We start from the raw sequence: 20,971 nt of genomic DNA, 5'->3' as shown, positions 1-20,971 counted from the left end.
ACCGTATACAAATCATCAGCTTGTACAATAGTTACACTAAAGCAGGATTTCGTATCATTGGTTTGCTCTGACCTGATAATTTGCTATAAATTAGTTAGCAAATTATATTCTAAGGAAGGTCATGCCTGGCAGGTTATGCACCATATTATTATTCATATTGTTGACCGGCCTGTGCAGCCGTTTGGGATATGCCAAGCAGCTACCTGGACAAACACTGACCATTGCCATAGGCTTGGAGAATTATGATTTCAAACCTTTGTTTGCGCAGTTCACCAGAAAAACCGGCATCCAGGTTAAAGTTGTTGAATTCGAAAACAACTCTCTAAAATCTGAGCTCCTGTTGCGGGCCAGCAATAACGCTCTTCCTGACGGTATTATAGTGCCCGCAGACTATATGGGGCTGACAGCACTTAACTTATCCGAAGTACCCGATGACTGGCTCTCAACGCATTTGATAGATCAGGTGCGCATGAACATCAAAGCCAATGGCTCAACACTTGGGATACCTATCGTATTTGGTAACCACCTGATGCTTTATTATAACCGTGCTCTTGTCAGTGATGCCGCCAAAAACTGGCAACAACTGCGCATACAACACCAGGAGGATGGACTTAAAATCAGTTGGAACTATTACGAGATGTACTGGTACAGAGCGTTTCTGGGCACCTTTGGAACGTCTTTGATTTTAAATGGTAACGCTAACTTGGATACATCAGCTATGGTCAGCGCCCTGCGCTGGTATAAGTCTCTTAAAGATGAGGCCTGGCTGGATGTTGAATGTGACTACGATTGTACGGTTAATCAATTTTTATCTGGTGAAGTTGCTTATACCATTAATGGCTCCTGGATGTTTCAACGCTTCTCGGAGCATTTTGGTGATAAACTGGGTGTCACACAGTTACCCAGCCTGCGTGGTGAGCCTATGCGCTCTTACTTTTCGTCTCATGTTATGGCGTTTCCCGACCATGCCTTATCCGGAGAAAAAAGCACGCAACTCAGAACATTATCTGAGTTTTTACAATCTCTGCCAGTGCAAACCAGTTTATGGTCCTCTATTAATGCGCTGCCAGTTGATAGGCGCGCACTTGAAATGCTTAAGATACAAGGTATTACACAGGTAGAGGCTCTCATCTCTACACTGGAGTACGCTCAGCCAATGCCCAACGAGGCACAAATGGCCTTTGTCTGGGAGGCGATGTTAAAAGGTCTGACACGCCACCTGGCAGGTGTGCTGGACGAACACCAGGCCGCCCACTTTATGCAACACATTGTTGAAAAGTCGATTAGTTATGAGCAAGAAAAAAAGCCTGGTCAGTGAGTTACAGCTAAAAGTCGGCGCCATGGTTCTTGCTTTGCTGACCATTGCGCTCGCGCATTTTGCTTACAGCGCCTGGACACAAGCCAACAAAATTGCCGCAGACACGGTTGCACAGCGCGCGACCAGCCTGTCTCTGGACCTCAAGAACCGGCTTGCCGAGTTTACTTTTCAGGTCGCTCATTACAGCGATCACCGGATCCTGGCGGAACTCCCGCTCAACCTTTTATATACGCAATATGCACTCAAAGAAATGCGCGACTTGGTCTATACATCTCCTTTGGTAAAAAGTGTGATGATCAGCGACGGCTCGCCCTACATCGTCGAAGGTTACCCGCTTTATACTCTGCACTGGGCTACGCCTTCCATCATTGAACACGCCAGCTCAGTGATCAATGAAAGTGCGCGAGAGTTGATGGTCCGTAAACTATTGATCAGCAACAAGGAGTTGGGGGTTGCCGACACAACTGCAGGGACCTTATTTATTGCCGTGCCACTACGCCAAACTTTGCCCTCTCTCATTGACCCTTTTCGCTACACCAGCGTGCTGTTTTTTGAGCTGGATGTCAGTCAACTGGCAATTGAGCTGGCTGATTATGAAGCTTTGAGTATCTATTCAGATAAACAAATGTGGTTTCGTGAGGGCCTTGAGTTTGAGGCGGGCCTTAATGCAACCCATCCGATTTATGAACGCAGTGACGATGGCTTGAACTTGTCTCTTTCGCTTTCTCATCAGCACAGCGCATATACGCGGGAGATCCTGTACGCCATTATCAGAAGCGCACTACTGGCGCTGGGTGTGTTAATCATTCTCATTTGGTATCTGGCTTATGTGAGCCGTAAAGTTACAAGCCCTATGAAGCAACTTGAAAAATACTGTGTATCGCTGACTTCTGGAAATTATGAACAAAATAATGCCAACCTCGAATACGAAGAACTCAAAACATTACAAAAGACGCTGAACGAGCTGGTGAGTAACGTTAATACGCAAGTGACACAACTTAAGCAAGAAAAGGTACGCGCAGAGCAATCTGAGCTGGCTAAAGCGCAGTTTCTCGCCACAATGAGCCATGAGATCCGCACGCCAATGAATGCTATTCTGGGGGTTTTTCAGTTGCTCAGACAACACAACCGAGACCCGGAAGACCACTCGCTCGTCGAGCAGGGCTATACTTCATCGCAAACCCTGCTTGCTCTGGTAAATGACATACTCGATTTTTCGAAAATGGAAGCTGGTAAGCTTACGCTTGAAGTTCTGGCAGTCGACATATTACAGTTATGCCAGGAGGTGATCCAGGAATACCAGCACCTGGCCCGCGACAAGCAGGTCACATTAGACTTAACCACTGAGTTAAAACCACCATTGTCCGTCCGCCTTGCTGATCCGCTGCGGCTTAAACAGATACTGCGTAATTTACTGTCAAATGCCATTAAGTTTACCGAGCAGGGTCAGGTAACGTTGGGCATTCAGGGCGATAAAAGCCAGCTGATTATCGAAGTTCGAGATAGTGGGATTGGTATGACACCTACCCAAGTTGCCAGCCTGTTTAAACACTTTCATCAGGCTGACAGTTCAACCACACGCAAATATGGAGGGTCGGGGCTCGGACTGGCTATCGTCAAACAGCTGGTGGAGCTCATGCACGGTGAAGTTACCGTCAGCAGTGCAGCTGGTAAAGGCAGTCAGTTTAGAATTAATCTGCCGTTATTAAGCACCAAACCGACAGCGCAGCAGTCATCCAGTGAAGCTCAACCACAAATACCAAATTTGCGCGGTGTTAGTGTGCTACTGGCTGAGGATAACCTGATCAATCAACAGATATTTGCCGCCATGATGAAAAAGACCGGCGCCAACCTCACTCTGGCCAATAACGGCAAGCTGGCCATGGACTGCTTTAACGAAGCGCAGCCCGACCTTTTCTTTGTCGATATTCAGATGCCCGTGATGGATGGCATAGAAGTTTGCCAGCAAGTGAAGAATACCGATTACCGTAAACCGCTCATTGCCATCACCGCCAATGTGCTCCCTGAAGATGTCAGCCGCTATTTGTCACTAGGATTCGATGATTTTGTCGCAAAACCCATAGATATGCAGGCATTGTTTGATACCATCACCCGAGTAATGGGCAGGCAAGCTCGGACACAACCGGGGACGGCAAAGCCGGATATATCAACTCTAGATAACAAATGACGCAATGGCCCGACCAGGCCTATTCTGGTCTAGACCATCCACGTGCGCTCAGATCCATCAAGTTATTGGTGACCTCACTGGATGTGGTATAAATTTCTAAACAGCAACAATCTGGGAGCGTATATGGACATACTATGCGGTGATGACACTCTTCTACTTCGACCCTTTAAAGAGTCAGATCTCAAGAACTTTGCCCGGTACAGAGCGAAACCCGAGATTGCGCGATTTCAAAGCTGGGATGAGAACTACACACTGGAAGATGCCAGCGCCCTTTTTCGGGCGATGGATTATGACCGTTTCGCAGAGCCCGGGCTGTGGTTTCAGATTGCGATCGTTCAGCGCCTGTCAGGTGAGTTACTTGGCGATCTGGCATTACACTTTTTACCACAACTGCAGGTTGAGATTGGCTTTACGCTGGCACCTGAATCGCAGCATAACGGGGTAGCCAGGCGTGCACTTCGGTTACTACTACCCCATTTGTTTTCTAAGTACGGTATTCACCGCCTGACCGCATTGACTGATACCCGAAACTTACCCGCTCAAAAATTGCTGGAGGCACTGCATTTCCGATGTGAAGCCCATTATGTAAAAAGCCTCTGTTTCAAGGGCTGCTGGGTAGATGAATACAGGTATGCACTGTTACGCGAAGAGTTTCATCAGTTCACTCCTCTAAAGCGCTCAACAGCGCCTCAGCCATAGGTATTGCTGACGCCGGATTCTGTCCGGTTATAAACTGGCCATCCACAACAACATTCACTTCCCCTTTTTTTGCAGCAACAAAATTCGCACCAAGCCTGATTGCCTCATCTTCAATCAGAAATGGATAATGCCTCCGGGCGAACCACCCTTCTTCGCTATTCGCTTTGCCGGTAATACGCCTGTTCGAGATCAATCGGGTACCGCTATCATCCTGTAAGTTCAGTAAGGCAACAGTGCCATGACAATCCGCGGCAATGATACCACCCGCTTTATATATCGCTTCTGTAAGCACCTTTGCTGATGTATGCGCCGTCAGGTCAAACATTGGCCCAGCTCCACCTGCGTAGTACACGGCCAAATAGTCCCGACTATTGCGTGTTTCTATGACACCTGGCTCGCTAAGCTGTTGCTTAAGGGGCGAATTATCCAGCCAGCGTAATTGTTTCTCTCCCAATCGCCCTCGGGGATATCCGGGCTTGCCGGTGCTGCTGGCAAGCTCAATTTCATACCCTGCGTCGTGTAGCACCCGGTATGGGCCTACCACTTCAGGTAACCAAAAACCATGCTTATCCCCGGAGATAACAAACAGAATTTTGCCTTTGCGCAGCTCTGCCGATAAAGCAGACACAGAGAAGGTTAGGATTAAGGTCAGTAAAACAAGCCTTTTTACCAATACCAGAAAGTGAGCACGATGAAATCTACACATCATATAATTCCTTATTTAGGTTTAATTTCTGCTCACCATATCGACTCGTGCCCCGTGACACATGAAGTAATGCTGATTTCTTAAGGAATTCTCAGGATGGAACAGTGACCACACGATGACCAAGATTTTATTGCTTTATATTTTAGGAGGTTAGAACTAAAAAGCTGGAGGTAATGAAAGCACCTGGATTTACGTCGACCTATAAACTAGCGTACTATCTGAATTAACCAACTCACACGTTGGCGTGTACAAAGATAATAATAATACCATTGTGTACCAGGCAGGAACCTATTTTGAGATACCTTAGATTTGAACACCTGATCATAGATACCCATAACCAGATACTCATCCGTGATGGTGTCTCAGTGACGCTGGCACCAAAGGTGTACGATCTCCTCTACTATCTGGCATGCAATCAACAGCGCGTGATTAACAAAGATGAGTTAATGGATACAGTTTAGCAAGGCACGCTCGTAACGGATAACGCCATTAGCCGGACTCTGGTCAAGGTTCGTAAAGCCCTGGGCGATGACCCCAAATCCCCCAATTTCATTTTGACCGTGCCACGTAAAGGGTATCGAATGATCACTGCGTTTCATGAAACAGATCAGCTCCCAATGCAGGCCGAAAACATCCATGGTGCCAGTACAAGCAAACATCAACCTCCTTGCAGCAAAGTCCGAATTAAGCGGCCCATTTTATCTGCCATCGGCATGTCTGCAGCAGTCGCTTTTATGGCTAGTATGTTTCTGTACAACCCTTACTCGCCGCCAGAACTGAGTTTAAACAAACAAGTCAAACCATATACGCGCGCTCAAGGCGAGGAGTTATACCCCAGCCTGTCGCCAGATCTCAAAACTCTCGTTTATGTCAAAAAGACGAAGCAACTGAATGCGCTCATTATCGAAAATGTCAGAACACATTCCCAGCAGCAGCTATCTATCCCGCTCGCGCGTTTTAGTCGGCCCCGTTGGTCACCTGACAGTGCTCAGCTTGCATTTGTCATGCATACACCTCAAGCATGTGGTATTTATCTGGTTCGTCTGACGCATTTGCACACGCAAGCACTATGGCAAAAACTCAGCACATGTGGCAGTGAAAGCAAGCCCGGCCTGGCGTTTTCATCAGACGGGAAAAAACTCTATTTCAATGATCGCACCTCTGAAGAGGCTGGTTATCAAGTTTTTCAGATTGATTTAACCCAGGGGCAAAAGTCAATCGTGAATCAGCCCATTACCAATGGTCGTGGAAACTATGCGTTTGACCTTTCACCGGACGGCAACTCACTGGTTATGCTAAACAGCGAGTTCGGCCCGAAAACACGCATTTACACGCTCGATCTCGCCTCATCAAAACTAACTCAAACCGCACAACTAGATTATCTGATGCGCTCAGCCATCTGGCATCATGATAGCCAAAGCTTGATCCACCCTGCCCCACACCCGGCTTATGAGTTGTGGCAAAGTACTGTACAAGGCGATAAACTGGCAACCGTCGTTAGCAACACGGCGCGCGTAAAACATCCAGCCAGAATAGGTAATGGGACCGACTTTACCTTTGTGTCTTACCTTCTGGACCGGGATATCTATTTACAGCGCAGTTCAGACAATCAAACCCAGCCCCTGGCAAATTCATCGGTTATGGATTACCTGCCAACGATAGCAGATACATCATCACATTATGCCTTTGTTTCAAAACGCTCTACACATGCACAAGTATATCTGGGTGATATTACTCAGCCGCTGGCGGACCCTGTTCCGCTGACCTCCAGTAAAGCTTCCCATCGATTTTACCAGCTCGCATTTTCTCCCGATGGTAACCGGCTGCTCAGTCTGGGGGATAATCAGCTTCTCGTCACAACGATTACAACACTGAAAACCATTCAGCTCCCCGTCACCGACATAGCTATCAGGGGTGTCAGCTGGCATTCTGACAATCAATTGTTGTTTTCCACTACCAGAAACAATCGCTGGCAGCTGGTACGTTTTGATCTGACAACACTAGAATACGAGACTATTTTTCCCGAGTTTATGGGTGGGATCTACAGTAAACACGACGGTGCTTATTACCTGTTACACCGCAAAACAGGACAGGTATTCAAGCATACAGAGTCAACCTCAGTGACCTCAGCATTACCACTGTATTGTACAACGCACCTGCCCAATCGACGGCTTACGCTGCAGCGTGGACAAAATGGGTTACATTGTATAAAGGACGATCAAAGTCATGTGCACCTCCCTATGACTGTAACAGATAGTGTAGCCTTGCCACAGCAGATAGATAATACAGATTATCAGTTTTCAGCACATGGAGTTATCTATACCCGTCTGCAACGGACCACGGCAGATATCATGAGAACGCTCGATGCACAGTAAGGCGATGTTGTCTTACTATCTCACCCCAACTTAAGCTATTAATTTTATTACTTTTAGTTATGACCACTTCCAGTGGTCATCGCTTTTCCGCTAGCCATCACACCTTTTCCCGGTTTGTTCCTGAATCCTCTTTGCAGTTTAGTAATACTGATCTGCGTTTTCATTCACAGGATCAGGAGCCAGTATGGATAAACCTATTCAACCCAAATTTTTGAGCAGACGACGTGTTGTCATTACTTCGATTGCCGTTGCTTTCATTGCGGTCTCAGTAATAAGCATTCAGGTGTTCAGTACCCATTTTCAGGCGTCGGGTAAAATCTACAACGTCAGCCAGAAGACGCTTGAGTTCAGTTCGGCACACCACGCCAACTTTACTCACTACCTGCCATTGCGCGGTATTGTCGAACCACAAGATACCATCTTCATCGATGCAATTGATGGCGGGCGCGTAGACGCCTTGTATGTCCAGGAAGGTGAGCTGGTTCGTCAAGGTCAGGCATTGCTCAAGCTCAGCAACACCGATCTACAACTGAGGGTATTGGCGCGTGAAGCAGAAGTGTCGGAACAAATTAACGACATGCGCAATACGCGCCTCGCCGTTGAGCAAAACCAGCTCGCATTAGCGCGTGACATCATTGAGCTCGACTTTGCAATTCTTAAACTGGAAAAAGATTTAGCGCGACAACAAAAGCTATATGAACAAGCCTTGGTGCCACAACGTACTGTAGAGACGCTCAGGGATGAACTTAACTATCAAGTGAGATACCGCGAAACAGTAAAACAAAGCCAGCAAAAAGAAGCATTATTACAACAGCAACAGCTTACGCAGCTTTCTCAGAGTATTGCTACTTTGCAATCTAACCTTCAGATATCGCAATCCAGCCTGGACAAACTCACTATCCGTGCCCCGCGTGATGGTCAATTGACTTTCATGGCTGCCCGGGTTGGTGAATCAAAAACCCCGGGTGAACGGCTTGGTCAGGTTGATCTGATAGATAAATTTAAAGTCAGTGCACATATTGATGAGTTCTATATTGATCAAATCTCAATGGCGCACACTGCCACTATCCAGGTGGGGCAAGCAACGATTGCACTGACCGTATCCAGAATATACCCAGGCATCGAAAACGGCCGCTTTAAAGTCGATTTTCATTTCCAAAACCCCTCTGAAGCGCCCGCATTGAGACTCGGACAGAGTTTGCCTCTAGAGCTAAACCTGAGCTCCGAAACAGCTCAGCTGGTCATCGAAAACGGGGCGTTTATGCAATCCACGGCGGGTGCCTGGGCATTTGTAGTAAGTCCAGATGGGCGTAGTGCGCACAAGCGCCAGATTACGCTTGGGCGCCGTAATCCCACACAAGTGGAAGTCCTGTCAGGCCTGGGTGCCAACGAGCGACTGATCACGTCTTCATACAACCGCTTTGCTGACGCAGAGCACCTTTCTCTTATTCCTTAAGGTAGCACAACAATGATCATACTAAATAATGTCAGCCGTTCATTTATTGCAGAACATATCGAAACTGTTGCACTGGACAGACTCTCGCTGTCAGTCAGCCAGGGTGAATTTATCACGATTTTGGGGCCATCAGGCTGCGGCAAATCATCTTTGCTCAATATTCTGGGTATGTTGGATGACATTGATGAAGGCAGCTTTGTGTTCAATGGTACTGAGCTTGCCTCAGCATCTTCGTTAACAAAGGCACAGTTGAGAAAAAAACACATTGGATTTATTTTTCAGAATTTTAATCTGATAGACGAGCTCACGGTAGAGCAAAATATCGCACTGCCACTACATTATCAGCAGCTCAATAAAGCACAACGAGCTGCTCGGGTTGAAGAGGTGCTTCACCGCCTGGATATCGCTCATCGCCGCACTCACTTACCAGCCAAGCTCTCAGGGGGCCAGCAACAGCGGGTTGCGATTGCACGTGCGATTGTCACTCAACCAAATTTAATCCTGGCTGATGAGCCAACGGGCAACCTGGACTCACAAAACTCAGCACAAGTCATGGAAATACTTCGCCAGCTCAACATGATGGGAACAACCATCATTATGGTGACGCATGCTCAGGAACAAGTGCAATATGGCACTCGGGTTATTCAGCTCATGGATGGCAAAGTACAAAAAGATCGCCCGGTTTCAGCTCAACATGCATTGAACAAGCAGGAGGTTTTAAGTGATTAGTCTTTTATTCTCCATGACGTGGCGTAATATGTTGCGCAGCAAACGTACCACGGCCATCCAGTTACTCAGTTTAATCATCGGCCTGACCTGCTTCATGTTGATCCAACTGTATGTATCCCATCAATACAGCTTTAATACACAGTTTAAAAATGCGGAAAAGATCTATCGAGTAAATCTGCTTAGAGATGATAATCGTCCTCAAACACTCACACCACTTCGACTCGCCGAGGAGCTTACCAGTAACTTCCCACAAGTGTCGGACACAACTCGTATTTCCGTCAGTACCATATCCGTCAGAAAGGCGTCCGGTGTATTTGCTGAGCGTGCGCTATTCGTTGATGAGAACTTTTTCTCATTTTTTGACTACAGCCTGATTGAGGGAGATGTTCACACAGCACTCCAGGCACCTGATAAGGTAGTATTACATGAAGCACAAGCGCTGAAATATTTTTCGCGTAGTACTCAGATTATTGGTGAACAACTAAACATTAACGGCAAATCCTATCAGGTATCCGCAGTAATCAAATCCTCAGTGACTCCTTCCACCATTCCGAATGAGATAATTCTCCCGATCCAGAACTACTTTCAACAGCTACCAAATGAACGCTGGCAAACATTGTGGAATTTCAACGCGACCATCACATTTGCAAAGATCACGCAAGCGACTGCAATTGAGCCTCTGACTGCAAGTGTCAGTGACTATTATCAACAACGCGTTGAGGGTTTATCATCTTACAAGCGGTACCGAGTCATGTTCGAACCTTTGCTGGATGTCTATCTCAATGCGACTGCGACTCGCAGCCTGATCCCACCCGGTAGCCGAGAGATGGTTGACACGTTTGTGCTGGTATCTTATATGTTATTAATACTGGCCTGTATCAACTTCACCAATTTGGCCACTGCTGCTTCTTTGCGGCGTGCAAGAGAAGTTGGGGTCAAAAAAGCACTTGGGGCAAGTCCGAACCAGCTGGCTTTGCATTATCTCATTGAATCCTTTTTTATTACTCTATTGGCTCTGGGTACAGCAGTGCTTTTTTGCGTCATTCTGTTAGATACCTTTAATCAATTGTTGGGCGCCCAAATCACATTTACTCTGACATTCAAACATATCCTCACGCTAGTGTTCACCTTACTGTGCGTTACGCTTCTTGCGGGAGGCTACCCGGCTGTGTTTCTTAGCCGAATGAATGCAGCTTTAGTGCTCAAGGGAGTGGTAGATACAGGCTATGGAGCAACGCTCTTTCGTCGCATACTCATGATCATACAATTTATCATTGCAACACTGCTGCTGATCGCCAGCACAGTGGTCAGCCACCAAATGCACCATCTCAGTACGATGGCCCAAGGGTATGACAGAGACAATGTCCTCATCATCAATCGCAGTGCAACACTCTATCAAGCCTTCAAACGTCAGGTGTCACGATTTGACGATGTCCTCTCCTTGAGCATGTCTCATACAATCCCTACCAAAGCGACACGTACATCTGCGGTTGTCCGAACGAATGACGCGCCCGGTAATGAGATATGGGTTGGAAATAACCCGGTTAGCTATGACTATTTCAGGACGATGGGTATTACACTTCTGAGTGGCCGAGTTTTTCAACGCCAGTTCCCCGGAGACCCCTACTTTGAGGATAACCAGAATACAGAGAATACACGCGGAAATTTAATAATTAATGCAACGCTGGCAGCCAAGTTAGATACTGATCCCCATAAAGTCATAGGCCGCTTTCTGACACTCGGCAGCGTCAGCGAAGGATTGCATCGTCATCAGGTCATCGGTGTGGTCGAAGATACCCATCATGTTGACGCCAGCCAACGTGTTCCACCTATGATATATGTTTTGTCAGAAAACCCTGAAGACCTAGCACTTCGGTGGATGGCGATCAGACTGAAAGCCGGATTCAATCAAGATGTGCTACGTCAGCTGGAACAGACTTGGCTCGCCTTGGACAGCAGCAAAGCATTTAAGTATGAATGGCTGGCAGGCTTATTCGAAGCACAATATCATAATCAGGCACAGCACCTGCAATTACTTGAGTTATTTACACTGATCGCAATGGTAATGTCTGTTGCTGGATTATACGCAGTGGCCTCCTTTACCCTATTGCAAAGCTTGAAGGAAATAGCCATACGTCAGATTATGGGCGCGAAAAATTGGCAAATTTATGGGTTGTTCCAATTGCGTTTCGGGATTTTGGTGCTGTTTGCAACTTTAATCGCTTTGCCCATAGCGTTTATTTTGCTCAGCGACTGGCTGAATCAATATATCTATCGAATTGAGTTACCTGTTAGCGTATTTGTTATCAGCGCGCTTGCCTGCTTGGCACTGGCAGGGGTAACTGTTCAGGTCGTAGCTTGGAAAGCAGTACGAAGTCGCCCTGTTGATATATTGAAGCGAGATTAGCTTAACTAATGCAATGAGAAGCCCCTGGAAAGGGGCTTCTTAAAATAAGGTTACGCTAATTTGTCTGACGCAACTTTATATTTTGGATCTTCTATCACATTAACTTCTACAAGGTCCGCCGCTTTCGCCAACAACTGCTGACAATCCTGACTCAGGTGACGTAGGTGTAGCTTTTTACCTGCCTTAGTGTATTTTTCTGCCAATGCATCAATGGCTTCTATGGCACTGTGATCGGCAACGCGACTGTGTTTGAACTCAATGATCACATCAGCCGGATCGTTTGCAACATCAAATAGCTCAGCAAAGTTCTTTACAGAGCCAAAGAACAGCGGGCCATGCAGCTCATACACTTTTGAGCCCTGCTCATCAATGTAATTACTGGTGTAAATGTGCTTGGCATGCTCCCAGGCAAAGACGAGTGCAGACACAATCACCCCCACACACACAGCGATGGCCAAATCGGTCACCACAGTGACACCAGACACTAACACAATGACAAAGGCATCACTTTTAGGGATACGTTTCATCAGGCGGAAGCTTGACCACTCAAACGTGCCGAGTACCACCATAAACATCACGCCAACTAAAGCCGCAAGCGGGATCATTTCAATCAGGCTGGCAGCAAACAGGATAAAAGCAAGTAACAGGACAGCAGCTGTGATACCAGACAGACGGCTACGACCGCCAGAGTTAATGTTGATCATCGACTGACCAATCATCGCACAGCCCCCCATCGCACCGAATACACCACAAGTCATATTCGCAGCACCCTGGCCAATACACTCTCTGTTCGAATGACCACGTGTTTCTGTGATCTCGTCAATCAGGGTCAACGTCAGCAGTGACTCAATCAAACCAATGGCGGCCAGAATAAGGGCATACGGGAAAATAATGGTAAAGGTCTCCCAAGTCCAGGGCACCTGAGGGATATGGAATTCGGGGAAACCACCGGCAATAGTCGCGTTCACATTACCGCTCATGTCTTTGAGGTAATCCAGTACGTTACGTGTATCAAGGTCAAGTCCAATCACCAAACCTGTGACCACCAGAATGGCTGCCAGGCTCGATGGTATCGCCGTTGTCAGTTTTGGCAAAAAGTGGATAATGGCCATGGTCAGTGCCACCAGCCCAGCCATAATGTAAAGCTGCTGCCCCTGCATCCATTGCAATGTGCCAGACTCATCCATCATTTTGAATTGACCAAGCTGAGCCAAAAAGATCACAATCGCCAGACCATTCACAAAGCCCAGCATTACTGGATGCGGTACCATACGAATAAATTTACCCAGCTTGAAGACGCCAGCGAGGATCTGCAGAACCCCCATAAGTAGCACAGTCGCAAACAGGTATTCGACACCATGTTCAATCACCAGGCTGACCATTACAACGGCCAGCGCACCGGTTGCGCCAGAGATCATACCCGGACGACCACCAAAAATTGAGGTGATTAAGCCCACGATGAACGCGGCATATAAACCGACTAACGGATCGACATGCGCAACAAACGCAAATGCGACAGCTTCGGGTACCAACGCCAGTGCGACGGTCAACCCCGACAGAATGTCGTTCTTAGCAGAGCTGGGCGCCTTGCTGATTAGATTAAACATTTAAATCCCCAAGATTATTACTACGACAGAAAAGCGCTGGATCCTAGCAAAATCCAGCGCTTTTAACAAATGAGATACATTATAGTTGAGTTTCAGGTCTGATGTATGACAATCAGATTGGCAGGGCTGTGGTGCGCTTAACACACGTCATAGTGACATTTGAGTGGACTTCCTGAACATACTCAAGATTCAACAAGTTGTCTCTGACAAATTGCTCATAGCCTTCTATGCCACGGGAAATAATACGCAGCATAAAGTCCATCGTGCCCGCCATGGTATAGCATTCCGTCACTTCGTCATAGCTCATGATCAACTTTTCGAACTCTGAAAGGTTGTTTCGACCATGATTTGACAGTTTTACGTGGGCGTAAACAAGCATATCAAAACCAAGCTGCTTTTCATCCAACAAAGCAACTTTTCCTTTGATGTATCCATCTTGCTCCAATTTCGCGATGCGACGCCAGCACGGTGACTGTGACAACCCCACTTTATCGGCTATTTCAGCCGTAGATAAACTTGCATCTTGCTGTAACAGCGCGAGTATTTGACGATCAACCTGATTTAATGACATATTTTTCTTAATTTTTAATTAGTTAAATGAATAAAGTGCCGATAGACTCAGTTATCAGCCAAACCGCCCGCTCATAAATGGATTATGACGCTGTTCATATCCAATCGAGGTGTCGTCCCCGTGACCACTCATTACCCGCGTCGCCTCTGGCAAAGTGAATAACTGAGTTTCAATTGAACGCTTTAACAGTGCGGCATCCCCTTTCGGAAAATCCGTTCTGCCTACCGACCCTTTGAACAACACATCTCCAACCAGTACGGTGGCACTTCGCGACTCATAAAACACCACATGGCCCGGCGTGTGTCCCGGACAATGACGTACTTCTAATTTTAACTCGCCGAGCTCTACACACTCGCCGTCTTCAAGCCAGCGATTTGGTAAAAACGCCGCTTGAGGTGCAAAGCCAAACATCTGAGCCTGCATTGGCAGTGCATCAAACCAGAACTTATCTTCGCGTTGTGGCCCGACAATATCAACCCCTAATGCGTGCGATAGGGCTTCACTGGCACCAATGTGATCCAAATGACCATGGGTAAGCAGAATCATCTCGACCTTGAGTGCGCGTTCCTTTATAACAGACAATAGTTTATCAATATCGCCACCTGGGTCAACCACAGCACACAGACTTGTGCTTGGACAACAAATTATCCTGCAATTTTGCATAAATGGCGTGACGGGTATGGTAATTACCTGCATCTACTTTTCCTTAAAGGACATGAGGATCGGATACTTCAAATAAGCCTGATCATAATAAGGCGTACGCTGATAGAGCCATTCCATCCGCGCTTTAGGATCGTTTGCAAAGGCTTTATCCTCGCTGATCTTTTTATCAAATGCCAATGCCATTGTCGGATTGTTTTTTAACATTTTCCGGGCAAAGGGTTCAAGCGCATAATTTTCAACGTACTCTGTTCGCTGGAATACCCCTGGGAAGTCGCCCCAGGCAAACAGTGAATCTGGCGCGCTGGGATGAAGCAAATGCGTTGCCAGCTCTCCACCGGCCTGCTGTGTAGATACTCTATACCAGCCGGACAAGCTCAGTGTGGACGACACAGCCTGTTGTTCGAATTCGGCACTGACACGAAAACGCCCTTCAAATGGTGCATCCGCAAACTGGTAAGACTTTATGGAGAGCTGAACAAGGTCATCAGCCAGTACATCAGTATTCAGCTGTTCTACGGCAATACCATGCAGTTTGAGTTTTTCCACAATACTTGTGTATGCAGGCGGAATGTAAAACGCACTAGGGACCTTTACCTTGACCTTTTCTACTTTTTGCCAGTATACGGGCAGCTGCTCGTACAGTTTAGGCTCTCCCAGATATTTTGCCTCCATTTGCCCGGACAACGCGCTTTCAAAGCGCTTGTAGGCAATGCCTTTAAATGCAATAGGATCTGGCTTATCAGCATAACTCCGTTCAACAACCAGCTCGTCAGGGACAAAGTGTTGCTCCGTTTCGACCGCTTTGGCCAACGCTTGCTGATGCTCAGCCAGTGCATCTATGACACCATCCACAAAGACATACGTTCCCAGTACACGCTGCTTGTAGGGTTTTAGTGAGTGATTTTCCAATAAAATGCTGGGTAATGCCTTAATATCTGCCCAGCCATTCGAAAAACGCGGACCAGCCACCCACCCAGCCAGCCCTTTTTTAAAGTCACGCTTGTCCATTACAAATACCAGAGGGCCTGGTTCATGCCCTTGCTGGCGCAACTTATCATCTATCATTGGCGTAAAATGTTGCTCAAGCACTTTAGCAACGGCAGGCGATTCACTGGCGAAACTGGGGTTAAATCCATACGTGATGTCGTATTGATAATCAGCGCCATCGGTCACATGCAAGTCCAGATACATAGCAGGTTGATACTGGTTAACCACTTGCATCACTGCCCGAACACCTGGGGTATCGAGCTTAGTGTAGTCGCGATTCAGGTTCAGATTAAGCCCATTAGTACGATAACCCATTGTCGCCGGGCCGCGTTGATTAATGCGATTGTAGGCACTTCGCCTTTCATGGCCGTCAACATTCAGTACCGGAATGAACAAAATGTTCACTTTGTTCAGAATATCACGCCGTTTACCTGTTGCTATGTCACGCAACAGCATAAACATGGCATCTTTACCATCAATTTCACCCGCATGGATCCCTGCCTGAACCAGTAGCGTCGGTTTATTGTTATTTTTTAACATCGCCGGGCTAAACTGATTGACTTGAGAAGCTATCAGCATTTTGATGTCACGCCCCGCGTCACTGTGTCCTATGGTGAGGGCTTTAAACTGAGTTGGGTTCGCGGCAACCAGCCGGTCGATAAATGCCATCGTTTTTGCATAGTCTGGGCTTTCCAGGCCCTTGCTCAGTTCAAAATCTGTGGTGAGTGGCCCCTGCTCCTGCATCAGGCCTACACTTTTTCCTTGCCAGTCTTGTAACGGTGGTAAATGACTATTCAGATTTACTGTTGCACTTAGCAAAACAATGCCTAAATTCATAAACAATCTTTATTTTTATCTATCGATATGATGATTATATCAATATTTAAATTAACAACTTACAATGTGCGGTGATTCTACAAAAATTCACAGTTAATCGCGAGCTGACTTTTGACAGTGCGAAAAAACATGGATAAACACATGACAAAATCGATTTTAATCACAGGATGCTCCACCGGCATTGGCTATTACTGTGCAAAAGCACTCCACGACGGTGGCTCTCGCGTTGTGGCATCAGTGCGCAATCCTCAACACTTGGCACGCTTTGAAGCACAGGGGATCCCCTGCATCATTATAGACCTGGCCGATGACGCCTCAATTAAAAAGGGTTTTGATGAGGCCGTTGCACTATGCGATGGAAAGCTGGACGCCGTGTTTAACAACGGCGCATATGGCCAGCCCGGCGCAGTCGAAGACTTGCCCACAGACGTGCTACGTGCACAGTTTGAAACTAACCTGTTTGGCTGGCATACCCTGACGCGCCTGGCCGTTGCCCACATGAGAGCCCACGGCGGTGACAGCCGCATCATTCAAAACTCATCAGTGCTGGGTCTGGTTGCTTTGCCTTACCGAGGTGCTTACAACGCCAGCAAATTTGCACTGGAAGGACTGACAGACACACTGCGGATGGAGCTGAGTGGATCAAATATTCAGGTTAGCCTGATAGAACCAGGCCCAATCTTGTCTGAGTTTCGTCGCAATGCGCGAATCGCTTTTGAGCAACACATTGAGATTGAGCACAGTGCACACGAAGCCGAATATAAGGCGCAATTAACTCGCCTGAACGCACAATCTGCCCCACAAAAATTCACGCTGGGACCAGAGGCTGTTTATGACAAACTCTTGCATGCCCTCACCGCTAAACGCGCAAAGCCAAGATATTATGTGACCTTCCCGACGTATCTGATGGGATACCTAAAACGCCTGCTCAGCTCAGCCTGGTTGGACAAGATTTTAATGAAAAATAGATAATATCACTGTGCATTATAATGACAGGATCAAAAAAAGGAGCCATTGGCTCCTTTTCTATTCAATCGCTTAGCTTAAGAGAATTAAGCTGCAAGACCTTCTTTTGCTTTAGCAACTAGTGCTGCGAAAGCGACTTGGTCGTATACTGCGATATCAGCTAGGATCTTACGATCGATTTCAACAGATGACTTTTTAAGGCCATTGATGAAGCGGCTGTAAGAAAGGCCGTTTTGACGTGCAGCAGCGTTGATACGTGCGATCCATAGTTGACGGAAAGTACGTTTCTTAGCGCGACGGTCACGGTAAGCGTATTGACCTGCTTTAGTTACTGCCTGGAAAGCTACGCGATAAACACGTGAACGTGCTCCGTAGTAACCTTTAGCTTGCTTTAATACTTTTTTGTGACGTGCACGTGCGATAACACCGCGTTTAACTCTTGCCATTTCTGATATCCTCTATTAAGCGAATGGTAACATACGATTGATAAGACCCAGGTCATTCTTATGAACCATAGTCTTGTTACGTAGGTGAAGTTTACGCTTAGAAGATTTCTTAGTCAGAATGTGACGAAGATGCGACTGTTTACGCTTAAAACCGCCAGAAGCAGTCTTTTTGAAGCGCTTAGCAGCACCTCTGTGTGTCTTTAGTTTGTAAGACATTGCAATAACTCCAAATGATATTGCGTTAACATTATGCAAGCAGGCGGATGATAAACATCACTTTCTTGGCCTGGTATGCACCCTAATTCCGGTGAAACGCCACGAGGTGACCTTTACTTAGTTACCGGTTAACTCAGGTGGCTTACGCACTTGAAACCTGAGTTAAATTCTGTCGATTGTTAAATCGGCGCGTATTATGCCTTGCTTAAGACTTTTTCGCAATAGGTGCCATCATCATAATCATTTGACGGCCTTCAACCCGATTCGGGAATGACTCAACCTGAGCCACCTCTTCAAGGTCGGCTTTCAAACGATTTAGCATTTCAATGGCAATTTCCTGGTGAGCCATTTCACGGCCACGGAAGCGAATGGTAATTTTCGCCTTGTCGCCCGCTTCAAGGAATTTGCGAAGGTTACGCAGTTTGACCTGATAATCGCCTTCGTCCGTGCCAGGACGGAATTTGATTTCTTTAACCTGGATCTGTTTTTGCTTTTTCTTTTGTTCTTTTTGTAGTTTTGCTTTTTCAAAAAGGAACTTACCATAGTCCATTACTTTACAGACTGGTGGCTCTGCATTCGGACTGATCTCAACCAGGTCCAGGCCGGCTTCTTCAGCAAGCGTTCTTGCTTCTCTAATTGAAACTACGCCTGCCTGTTCGCCTTCAGCGTCAATTAAGCGAACTTCTTTCGCTGTGATTTCTTCATTGATACGATTTTTCTGAGCAGTAGTTTGCCCTTTTTTGCCGCCTCTAATGGTACGTTCCTCCAAAAAGTCAAAAATATATTGTGCGAAAAGCGTTTTATGTTAGGTGATAAGCCCTTCGCACAGGTTTGTTAAATTAACGTCTGTCTTTAATTTCTTCGCTGATCTTAGTAATGAAGTCATCAACAGAGAACTTGCCCAGGTCTTCGCCTTTGCGTGTTCTTACCGCAACTTCTTGTTGTTCTACTTCTTTGTCACCAACAACAAGGAGATACGGGATACGTTTTAAAGTATGCTCGCGGATTTTAAAGCCAATCTTTTCATTTCTCAAGTCAGCACCGGCTCTTATTCCAAGTTTATTCAGTTTTTGTACAACTTCCTGCACATAGTCGGCCTGTTTGTCGGTGATATTCATGATCACCACTTGCTTAGGCGCAAGCCAGGTCGGGAATAAACCCGCGTACTCTTCAGTCAGAATACCAATGAAACGCTCCAGTGAGCCTAAAACAGCTCGGTGGATCATCACCGGTGTTTTACGTTCGTTGTTTTCCGCCACATACGTCGCGCCTAAACGGCCCGGTAAAGCAAAGTCTAGCTGCACTGTGCCACATTGCCAAGCACGCTCAAGACAGTCGTACAAGGTAAACTCGATCTTAGGACCATAAAACGCGCCCTCGCCTGGCAGATAATCGAACTCGATGTCGTTCGCTTTAAGTGCATCAGCCAGTGCTTCTTCTGCTTTGTCCCACATTTCGTCGTCGCCAATGCGCTTTTCAGGGCGCGTAGACAGTTTTACGACAATTTTTTCAAAGCCGAACGTTGAATATGTATCATAGATCATATTAATACAAGCAGATACTTCATCCATGATCTGTTCTTCAGTACAGAAGATATGCGCATCATCCTGAGTAAAACCACGAACACGCATCAGACCGTGCAGTGCGCCCGAAGGCTCGTTACGGTGACAACAACCAAATTCAGCCATACGCAATGGTAAGTCACGGTACGACTTCAAGCCCTGGTTGAAAATTTGCACGTGTCCCGGACAGTTCATCGGCTTAATGGCATATTCACGCTTCTCAGACTCTGTGGTGAACATAGCATCAGCGTACTTGTCCCAGTGGCCTGATTTTTCCCACAGACCACGGTCCATCATCAGCGGGCCTTTCACTTCTTCGTAAGCATACTCACGTAGCTTCTCGCGCACGAAGTCTTCAAGCTCACGGTAAATGCTCCAGCCATCGTTATGCCAGAAAACCATGCCCGGCGCTTCTTCCTGCCAGTGCCACAAGTCCAGCGCTTTACCGATTTTACGGTGATCGCGTTTTTCTGCTTCTTCCAGACGCTTGAGGTAGGCTTTCAGCTGTTTCTTGTCTGCCCACGCAGTACCATAGATACGCTGCAGCATTTTATTTTCTGCATTACCACGCCAGTATGCGCCAGCCACTTTCATAATTTTGAAGTGTTGGCAGAATTTCATGTTTGGCACGTGCGGACCACGACACATGTCCACATATTCTTCGTGGTGGTAAAGGCCTGGACGGTCATCTTTGTCGATGTTTTCATCCAGGATCTCCATCTTGTAGGTTTCGCCACGCGCTTCGAACGCATCGCGTGCTTCTTGCCAGCTTACTTTCTTTTTTACAACGTCATAGTTAGTTTTAGCAAGTTCAAGCATGCGCTTTTCGATGGCATCGAGGTCTTCCTGAGTCAGCGAGTGCTCCATGTCGATGTCATAGTAGAAACCATTGTCAATGGTCGGACCGATCGCCATTTTGGCTTCAGGGAAAAGCTGCTTAACCGCGTGGCCGATCAGGTGTGCACACGAGTGACGAATGATCTCTAAGCCATCTTCATCTTTCGCGGTGATGATCTCAAGCTGCGCGTCCTGTTCAATCAGGTCGCATGCATCAACACGCACGCCGTTCACACGACCGGCAATGGTCGCCTTCGCAAGGCCTGGGCCGATGTCCTGAGCAACTTCTAAAGTGGTAACCGGGTTTTCAAAAATACGCTGACTGCCGTCAGGGAGAGTAATTACTGGCATGATAATTCCTATTTACAGTGGTGACACCTACAACGCATCACATGTATTAG

18 protein-coding genes are annotated in these 20,971 nt (G+C 46.9%); 9 read left to right on the top strand and 9 right to left on the bottom strand.

What is annotated here, in order from left to right:
- Positions 1 to 121: 121 nt before the first annotated feature.
- From MHN33_RS07430 to MHN33_RS07420, 3 genes are all read left to right on the top strand, one after another.
- Positions 122 to 1,318, top strand: coding sequence for an extracellular solute-binding protein (locus MHN33_RS07430; protein WP_239397369.1), 1,197 nt, complete (start codon positions 122 to 124; stop codon positions 1,316 to 1,318).
- Positions 1,290 to 3,506 carry an ATP-binding protein gene (locus MHN33_RS07425; RefSeq protein ID WP_239397368.1) on the top strand — a complete coding sequence of 739 codons (2,217 nt, stop codon included), beginning with the start codon at positions 1,290 to 1,292 and terminating at the stop codon, positions 3,504 to 3,506. Before MHN33_RS07430 ends, MHN33_RS07425 begins: the two co-directional genes overlap by 29 nt.
- Before the next feature lie 123 nt (positions 3,507 to 3,629).
- Positions 3,630 to 4,205: a GNAT family protein gene (locus MHN33_RS07420; protein ID WP_239397367.1), complete on the top strand. Its 576-nt coding sequence runs from the start codon at positions 3,630 to 3,632 to the stop codon at positions 4,203 to 4,205.
- Here the strand turns inward: MHN33_RS07420 and MHN33_RS07415 are convergent.
- Positions 4,168 to 4,914 (bottom strand): type 1 glutamine amidotransferase domain-containing protein, encoded by a 747-nt coding sequence (locus MHN33_RS07415; protein WP_239397366.1) that lies wholly within the window; start codon positions 4,912 to 4,914, stop codon positions 4,168 to 4,170. The two genes, MHN33_RS07420 and MHN33_RS07415, sit on opposite strands and share 38 nt — an antisense overlap.
- A 290-nt stretch (positions 4,915 to 5,204) precedes the next feature.
- Between MHN33_RS07415 and MHN33_RS07410 the strand changes: the two genes are divergently transcribed.
- The 5 genes from MHN33_RS07410 (at position 5,205) to MHN33_RS07390 (ending at position 11,878) form a co-directional block, all read left to right on the top strand.
- Positions 5,205 to 5,372 (top strand): hypothetical protein, encoded by a 168-nt coding sequence (locus tag MHN33_RS07410; RefSeq protein WP_239397365.1) that lies wholly within the window; start codon positions 5,205 to 5,207, stop codon positions 5,370 to 5,372.
- A gap of 120 nt (positions 5,373 to 5,492) precedes the next feature.
- A complete protein-coding gene (locus tag MHN33_RS07405; RefSeq protein ID WP_239397364.1) occupies positions 5,493 to 7,286 on the top strand; it encodes a transcriptional regulator in 1,794 nt (597 codons plus the stop codon).
- A gap of 184 nt (positions 7,287 to 7,470) precedes the next feature.
- Positions 7,471 to 8,742, top strand: coding sequence for an HlyD family efflux transporter periplasmic adaptor subunit (locus tag MHN33_RS07400; protein ID WP_239397363.1), 1,272 nt, complete (start codon positions 7,471 to 7,473; stop codon positions 8,740 to 8,742).
- Positions 8,743 to 8,754: 12 nt separating this feature from the next.
- Positions 8,755 to 9,471 (top strand): ABC transporter ATP-binding protein, encoded by a 717-nt coding sequence (locus tag MHN33_RS07395; RefSeq protein WP_239397362.1) that lies wholly within the window; start codon positions 8,755 to 8,757, stop codon positions 9,469 to 9,471.
- A complete protein-coding gene (locus MHN33_RS07390; protein ID WP_239397361.1) occupies positions 9,464 to 11,878 on the top strand; it encodes an ABC transporter permease in 2,415 nt (804 codons plus the stop codon). The genes MHN33_RS07395 and MHN33_RS07390 overlap by 8 nt, the downstream gene beginning before the upstream one ends.
- A gap of 50 nt (positions 11,879 to 11,928) precedes the next feature.
- Here MHN33_RS07390 and MHN33_RS07385 read toward each other — a convergent pair whose 3' ends face one another.
- The 4 genes from MHN33_RS07385 to MHN33_RS07370 all read right to left on the bottom strand — a co-directional run bounded on the left by MHN33_RS07385 (position 11,929) and on the right by MHN33_RS07370 (position 16,543).
- Positions 11,929 to 13,485 carry a SulP family inorganic anion transporter gene (locus tag MHN33_RS07385; RefSeq protein ID WP_239397360.1) on the bottom strand — a complete coding sequence of 519 codons (1,557 nt, stop codon included), beginning with the start codon at positions 13,483 to 13,485 and terminating at the stop codon, positions 11,929 to 11,931.
- 112 nt (positions 13,486 to 13,597) lie between these two features.
- Positions 13,598 to 14,056, bottom strand: coding sequence for an Lrp/AsnC family transcriptional regulator (locus MHN33_RS07380; protein ID WP_046004338.1), 459 nt, complete (start codon positions 14,054 to 14,056; stop codon positions 13,598 to 13,600).
- 54 nt (positions 14,057 to 14,110) lie between these two features.
- Positions 14,111 to 14,752, bottom strand: coding sequence for an MBL fold metallo-hydrolase (locus MHN33_RS07375; protein WP_239397359.1), 642 nt, complete (start codon positions 14,750 to 14,752; stop codon positions 14,111 to 14,113).
- A complete protein-coding gene (locus MHN33_RS07370; protein WP_239397358.1) occupies positions 14,753 to 16,543 on the bottom strand; it encodes a M14 family metallopeptidase in 1,791 nt (596 codons plus the stop codon).
- A 141-nt stretch (positions 16,544 to 16,684) separates the two neighbouring features.
- On the opposite strand from MHN33_RS07370, the gene MHN33_RS07365 reads away from it, so the two are divergent.
- Positions 16,685 to 17,515 carry an SDR family oxidoreductase gene (locus MHN33_RS07365; RefSeq protein ID WP_239397357.1) on the top strand — a complete coding sequence of 277 codons (831 nt, stop codon included), beginning with the start codon at positions 16,685 to 16,687 and terminating at the stop codon, positions 17,513 to 17,515.
- A gap of 80 nt (positions 17,516 to 17,595) precedes the next feature.
- On the opposite strand, the gene rplT is transcribed toward MHN33_RS07365, so the two are convergent.
- From rplT to thrS, 4 genes are all read right to left on the bottom strand, one after another.
- Positions 17,596 to 17,955 carry a 50S ribosomal protein L20 gene (gene rplT / locus MHN33_RS07360; protein ID WP_010387194.1) on the bottom strand — a complete coding sequence of 120 codons (360 nt, stop codon included), beginning with the start codon at positions 17,953 to 17,955 and terminating at the stop codon, positions 17,596 to 17,598.
- A 15-nt stretch (positions 17,956 to 17,970) separates the two neighbouring features.
- Positions 17,971 to 18,171 (bottom strand): 50S ribosomal protein L35, encoded by a 201-nt coding sequence (gene rpmI, locus MHN33_RS07355; RefSeq protein WP_010387195.1) that lies wholly within the window; start codon positions 18,169 to 18,171, stop codon positions 17,971 to 17,973.
- Between the two features lie 205 nt (positions 18,172 to 18,376).
- Positions 18,377 to 18,940 carry a translation initiation factor IF-3 gene (gene infC / locus MHN33_RS07350; RefSeq protein WP_239397356.1) on the bottom strand — a complete coding sequence of 188 codons (564 nt, stop codon included), beginning with the start codon at positions 18,938 to 18,940 and terminating at the stop codon, positions 18,377 to 18,379.
- 70 nt (positions 18,941 to 19,010) lie between these two features.
- On the bottom strand, positions 19,011 to 20,921 hold the full coding sequence (thrS, locus tag MHN33_RS07345; RefSeq protein ID WP_239397355.1) for a threonine--tRNA ligase: 1,911 nt from the start codon (positions 20,919 to 20,921) through the stop codon (positions 19,011 to 19,013).
- Positions 20,922 to 20,971 lie beyond the last annotated feature (50 nt).

Origin of the sequence: Pseudoalteromonas sp. OOF1S-7 (assembly GCF_022347765.1) — a bacterium.
Classification (GTDB): domain Bacteria; phylum Pseudomonadota; class Gammaproteobacteria; order Enterobacterales; family Alteromonadaceae; genus Pseudoalteromonas.
The sequence above is the reverse complement of the archived record's forward strand: the minus strand, read 5'-3'. Positions and strand labels throughout refer to the sequence as shown.

Coding starts and splice junctions, on each gene's coding strand:
- MHN33_RS07430 (WP_239397369.1), top strand. CDS start 122: ATGCCTGGCAGGTTATGCACCATATTATTATTCATATTGTTGACCGGC.
- MHN33_RS07425 (WP_239397368.1), top strand. CDS start 1,290: ATGAGCAAGAAAAAAAGCCTGGTCAGTGAGTTACAGCTAAAAGTCGGC.
- MHN33_RS07420 (WP_239397367.1), top strand. CDS start 3,630: ATGGACATACTATGCGGTGATGACACTCTTCTACTTCGACCCTTTAAA.
- MHN33_RS07415 (WP_239397366.1), bottom strand. CDS start 4,914: ATGATGTGTAGATTTCATCGTGCTCACTTTCTGGTATTGGTAAAAAGG.
- MHN33_RS07405 (WP_239397364.1), top strand. CDS start 5,493: ATGATCACTGCGTTTCATGAAACAGATCAGCTCCCAATGCAGGCCGAA.
- MHN33_RS07400 (WP_239397363.1), top strand. CDS start 7,471: ATGGATAAACCTATTCAACCCAAATTTTTGAGCAGACGACGTGTTGTC.
- MHN33_RS07395 (WP_239397362.1), top strand. CDS start 8,755: ATGATCATACTAAATAATGTCAGCCGTTCATTTATTGCAGAACATATC.
- MHN33_RS07385 (WP_239397360.1), bottom strand. CDS start 13,485: ATGTTTAATCTAATCAGCAAGGCGCCCAGCTCTGCTAAGAACGACATT.
- MHN33_RS07380 (WP_046004338.1), bottom strand. CDS start 14,056: ATGTCATTAAATCAGGTTGATCGTCAAATACTCGCGCTGTTACAGCAA.
- MHN33_RS07375 (WP_239397359.1), bottom strand. CDS start 14,752: ATGCAGGTAATTACCATACCCGTCACGCCATTTATGCAAAATTGCAGG.
- MHN33_RS07370 (WP_239397358.1), bottom strand. CDS start 16,543: ATGAATTTAGGCATTGTTTTGCTAAGTGCAACAGTAAATCTGAATAGT.
- MHN33_RS07365 (WP_239397357.1), top strand. CDS start 16,685: ATGACAAAATCGATTTTAATCACAGGATGCTCCACCGGCATTGGCTAT.
- rplT (WP_010387194.1), bottom strand. CDS start 17,955: ATGGCAAGAGTTAAACGCGGTGTTATCGCACGTGCACGTCACAAAAAA.
- rpmI (WP_010387195.1), bottom strand. CDS start 18,171: ATGTCTTACAAACTAAAGACACACAGAGGTGCTGCTAAGCGCTTCAAA.
- thrS (WP_239397355.1), bottom strand. CDS start 20,921: ATGCCAGTAATTACTCTCCCTGACGGCAGTCAGCGTATTTTTGAAAAC.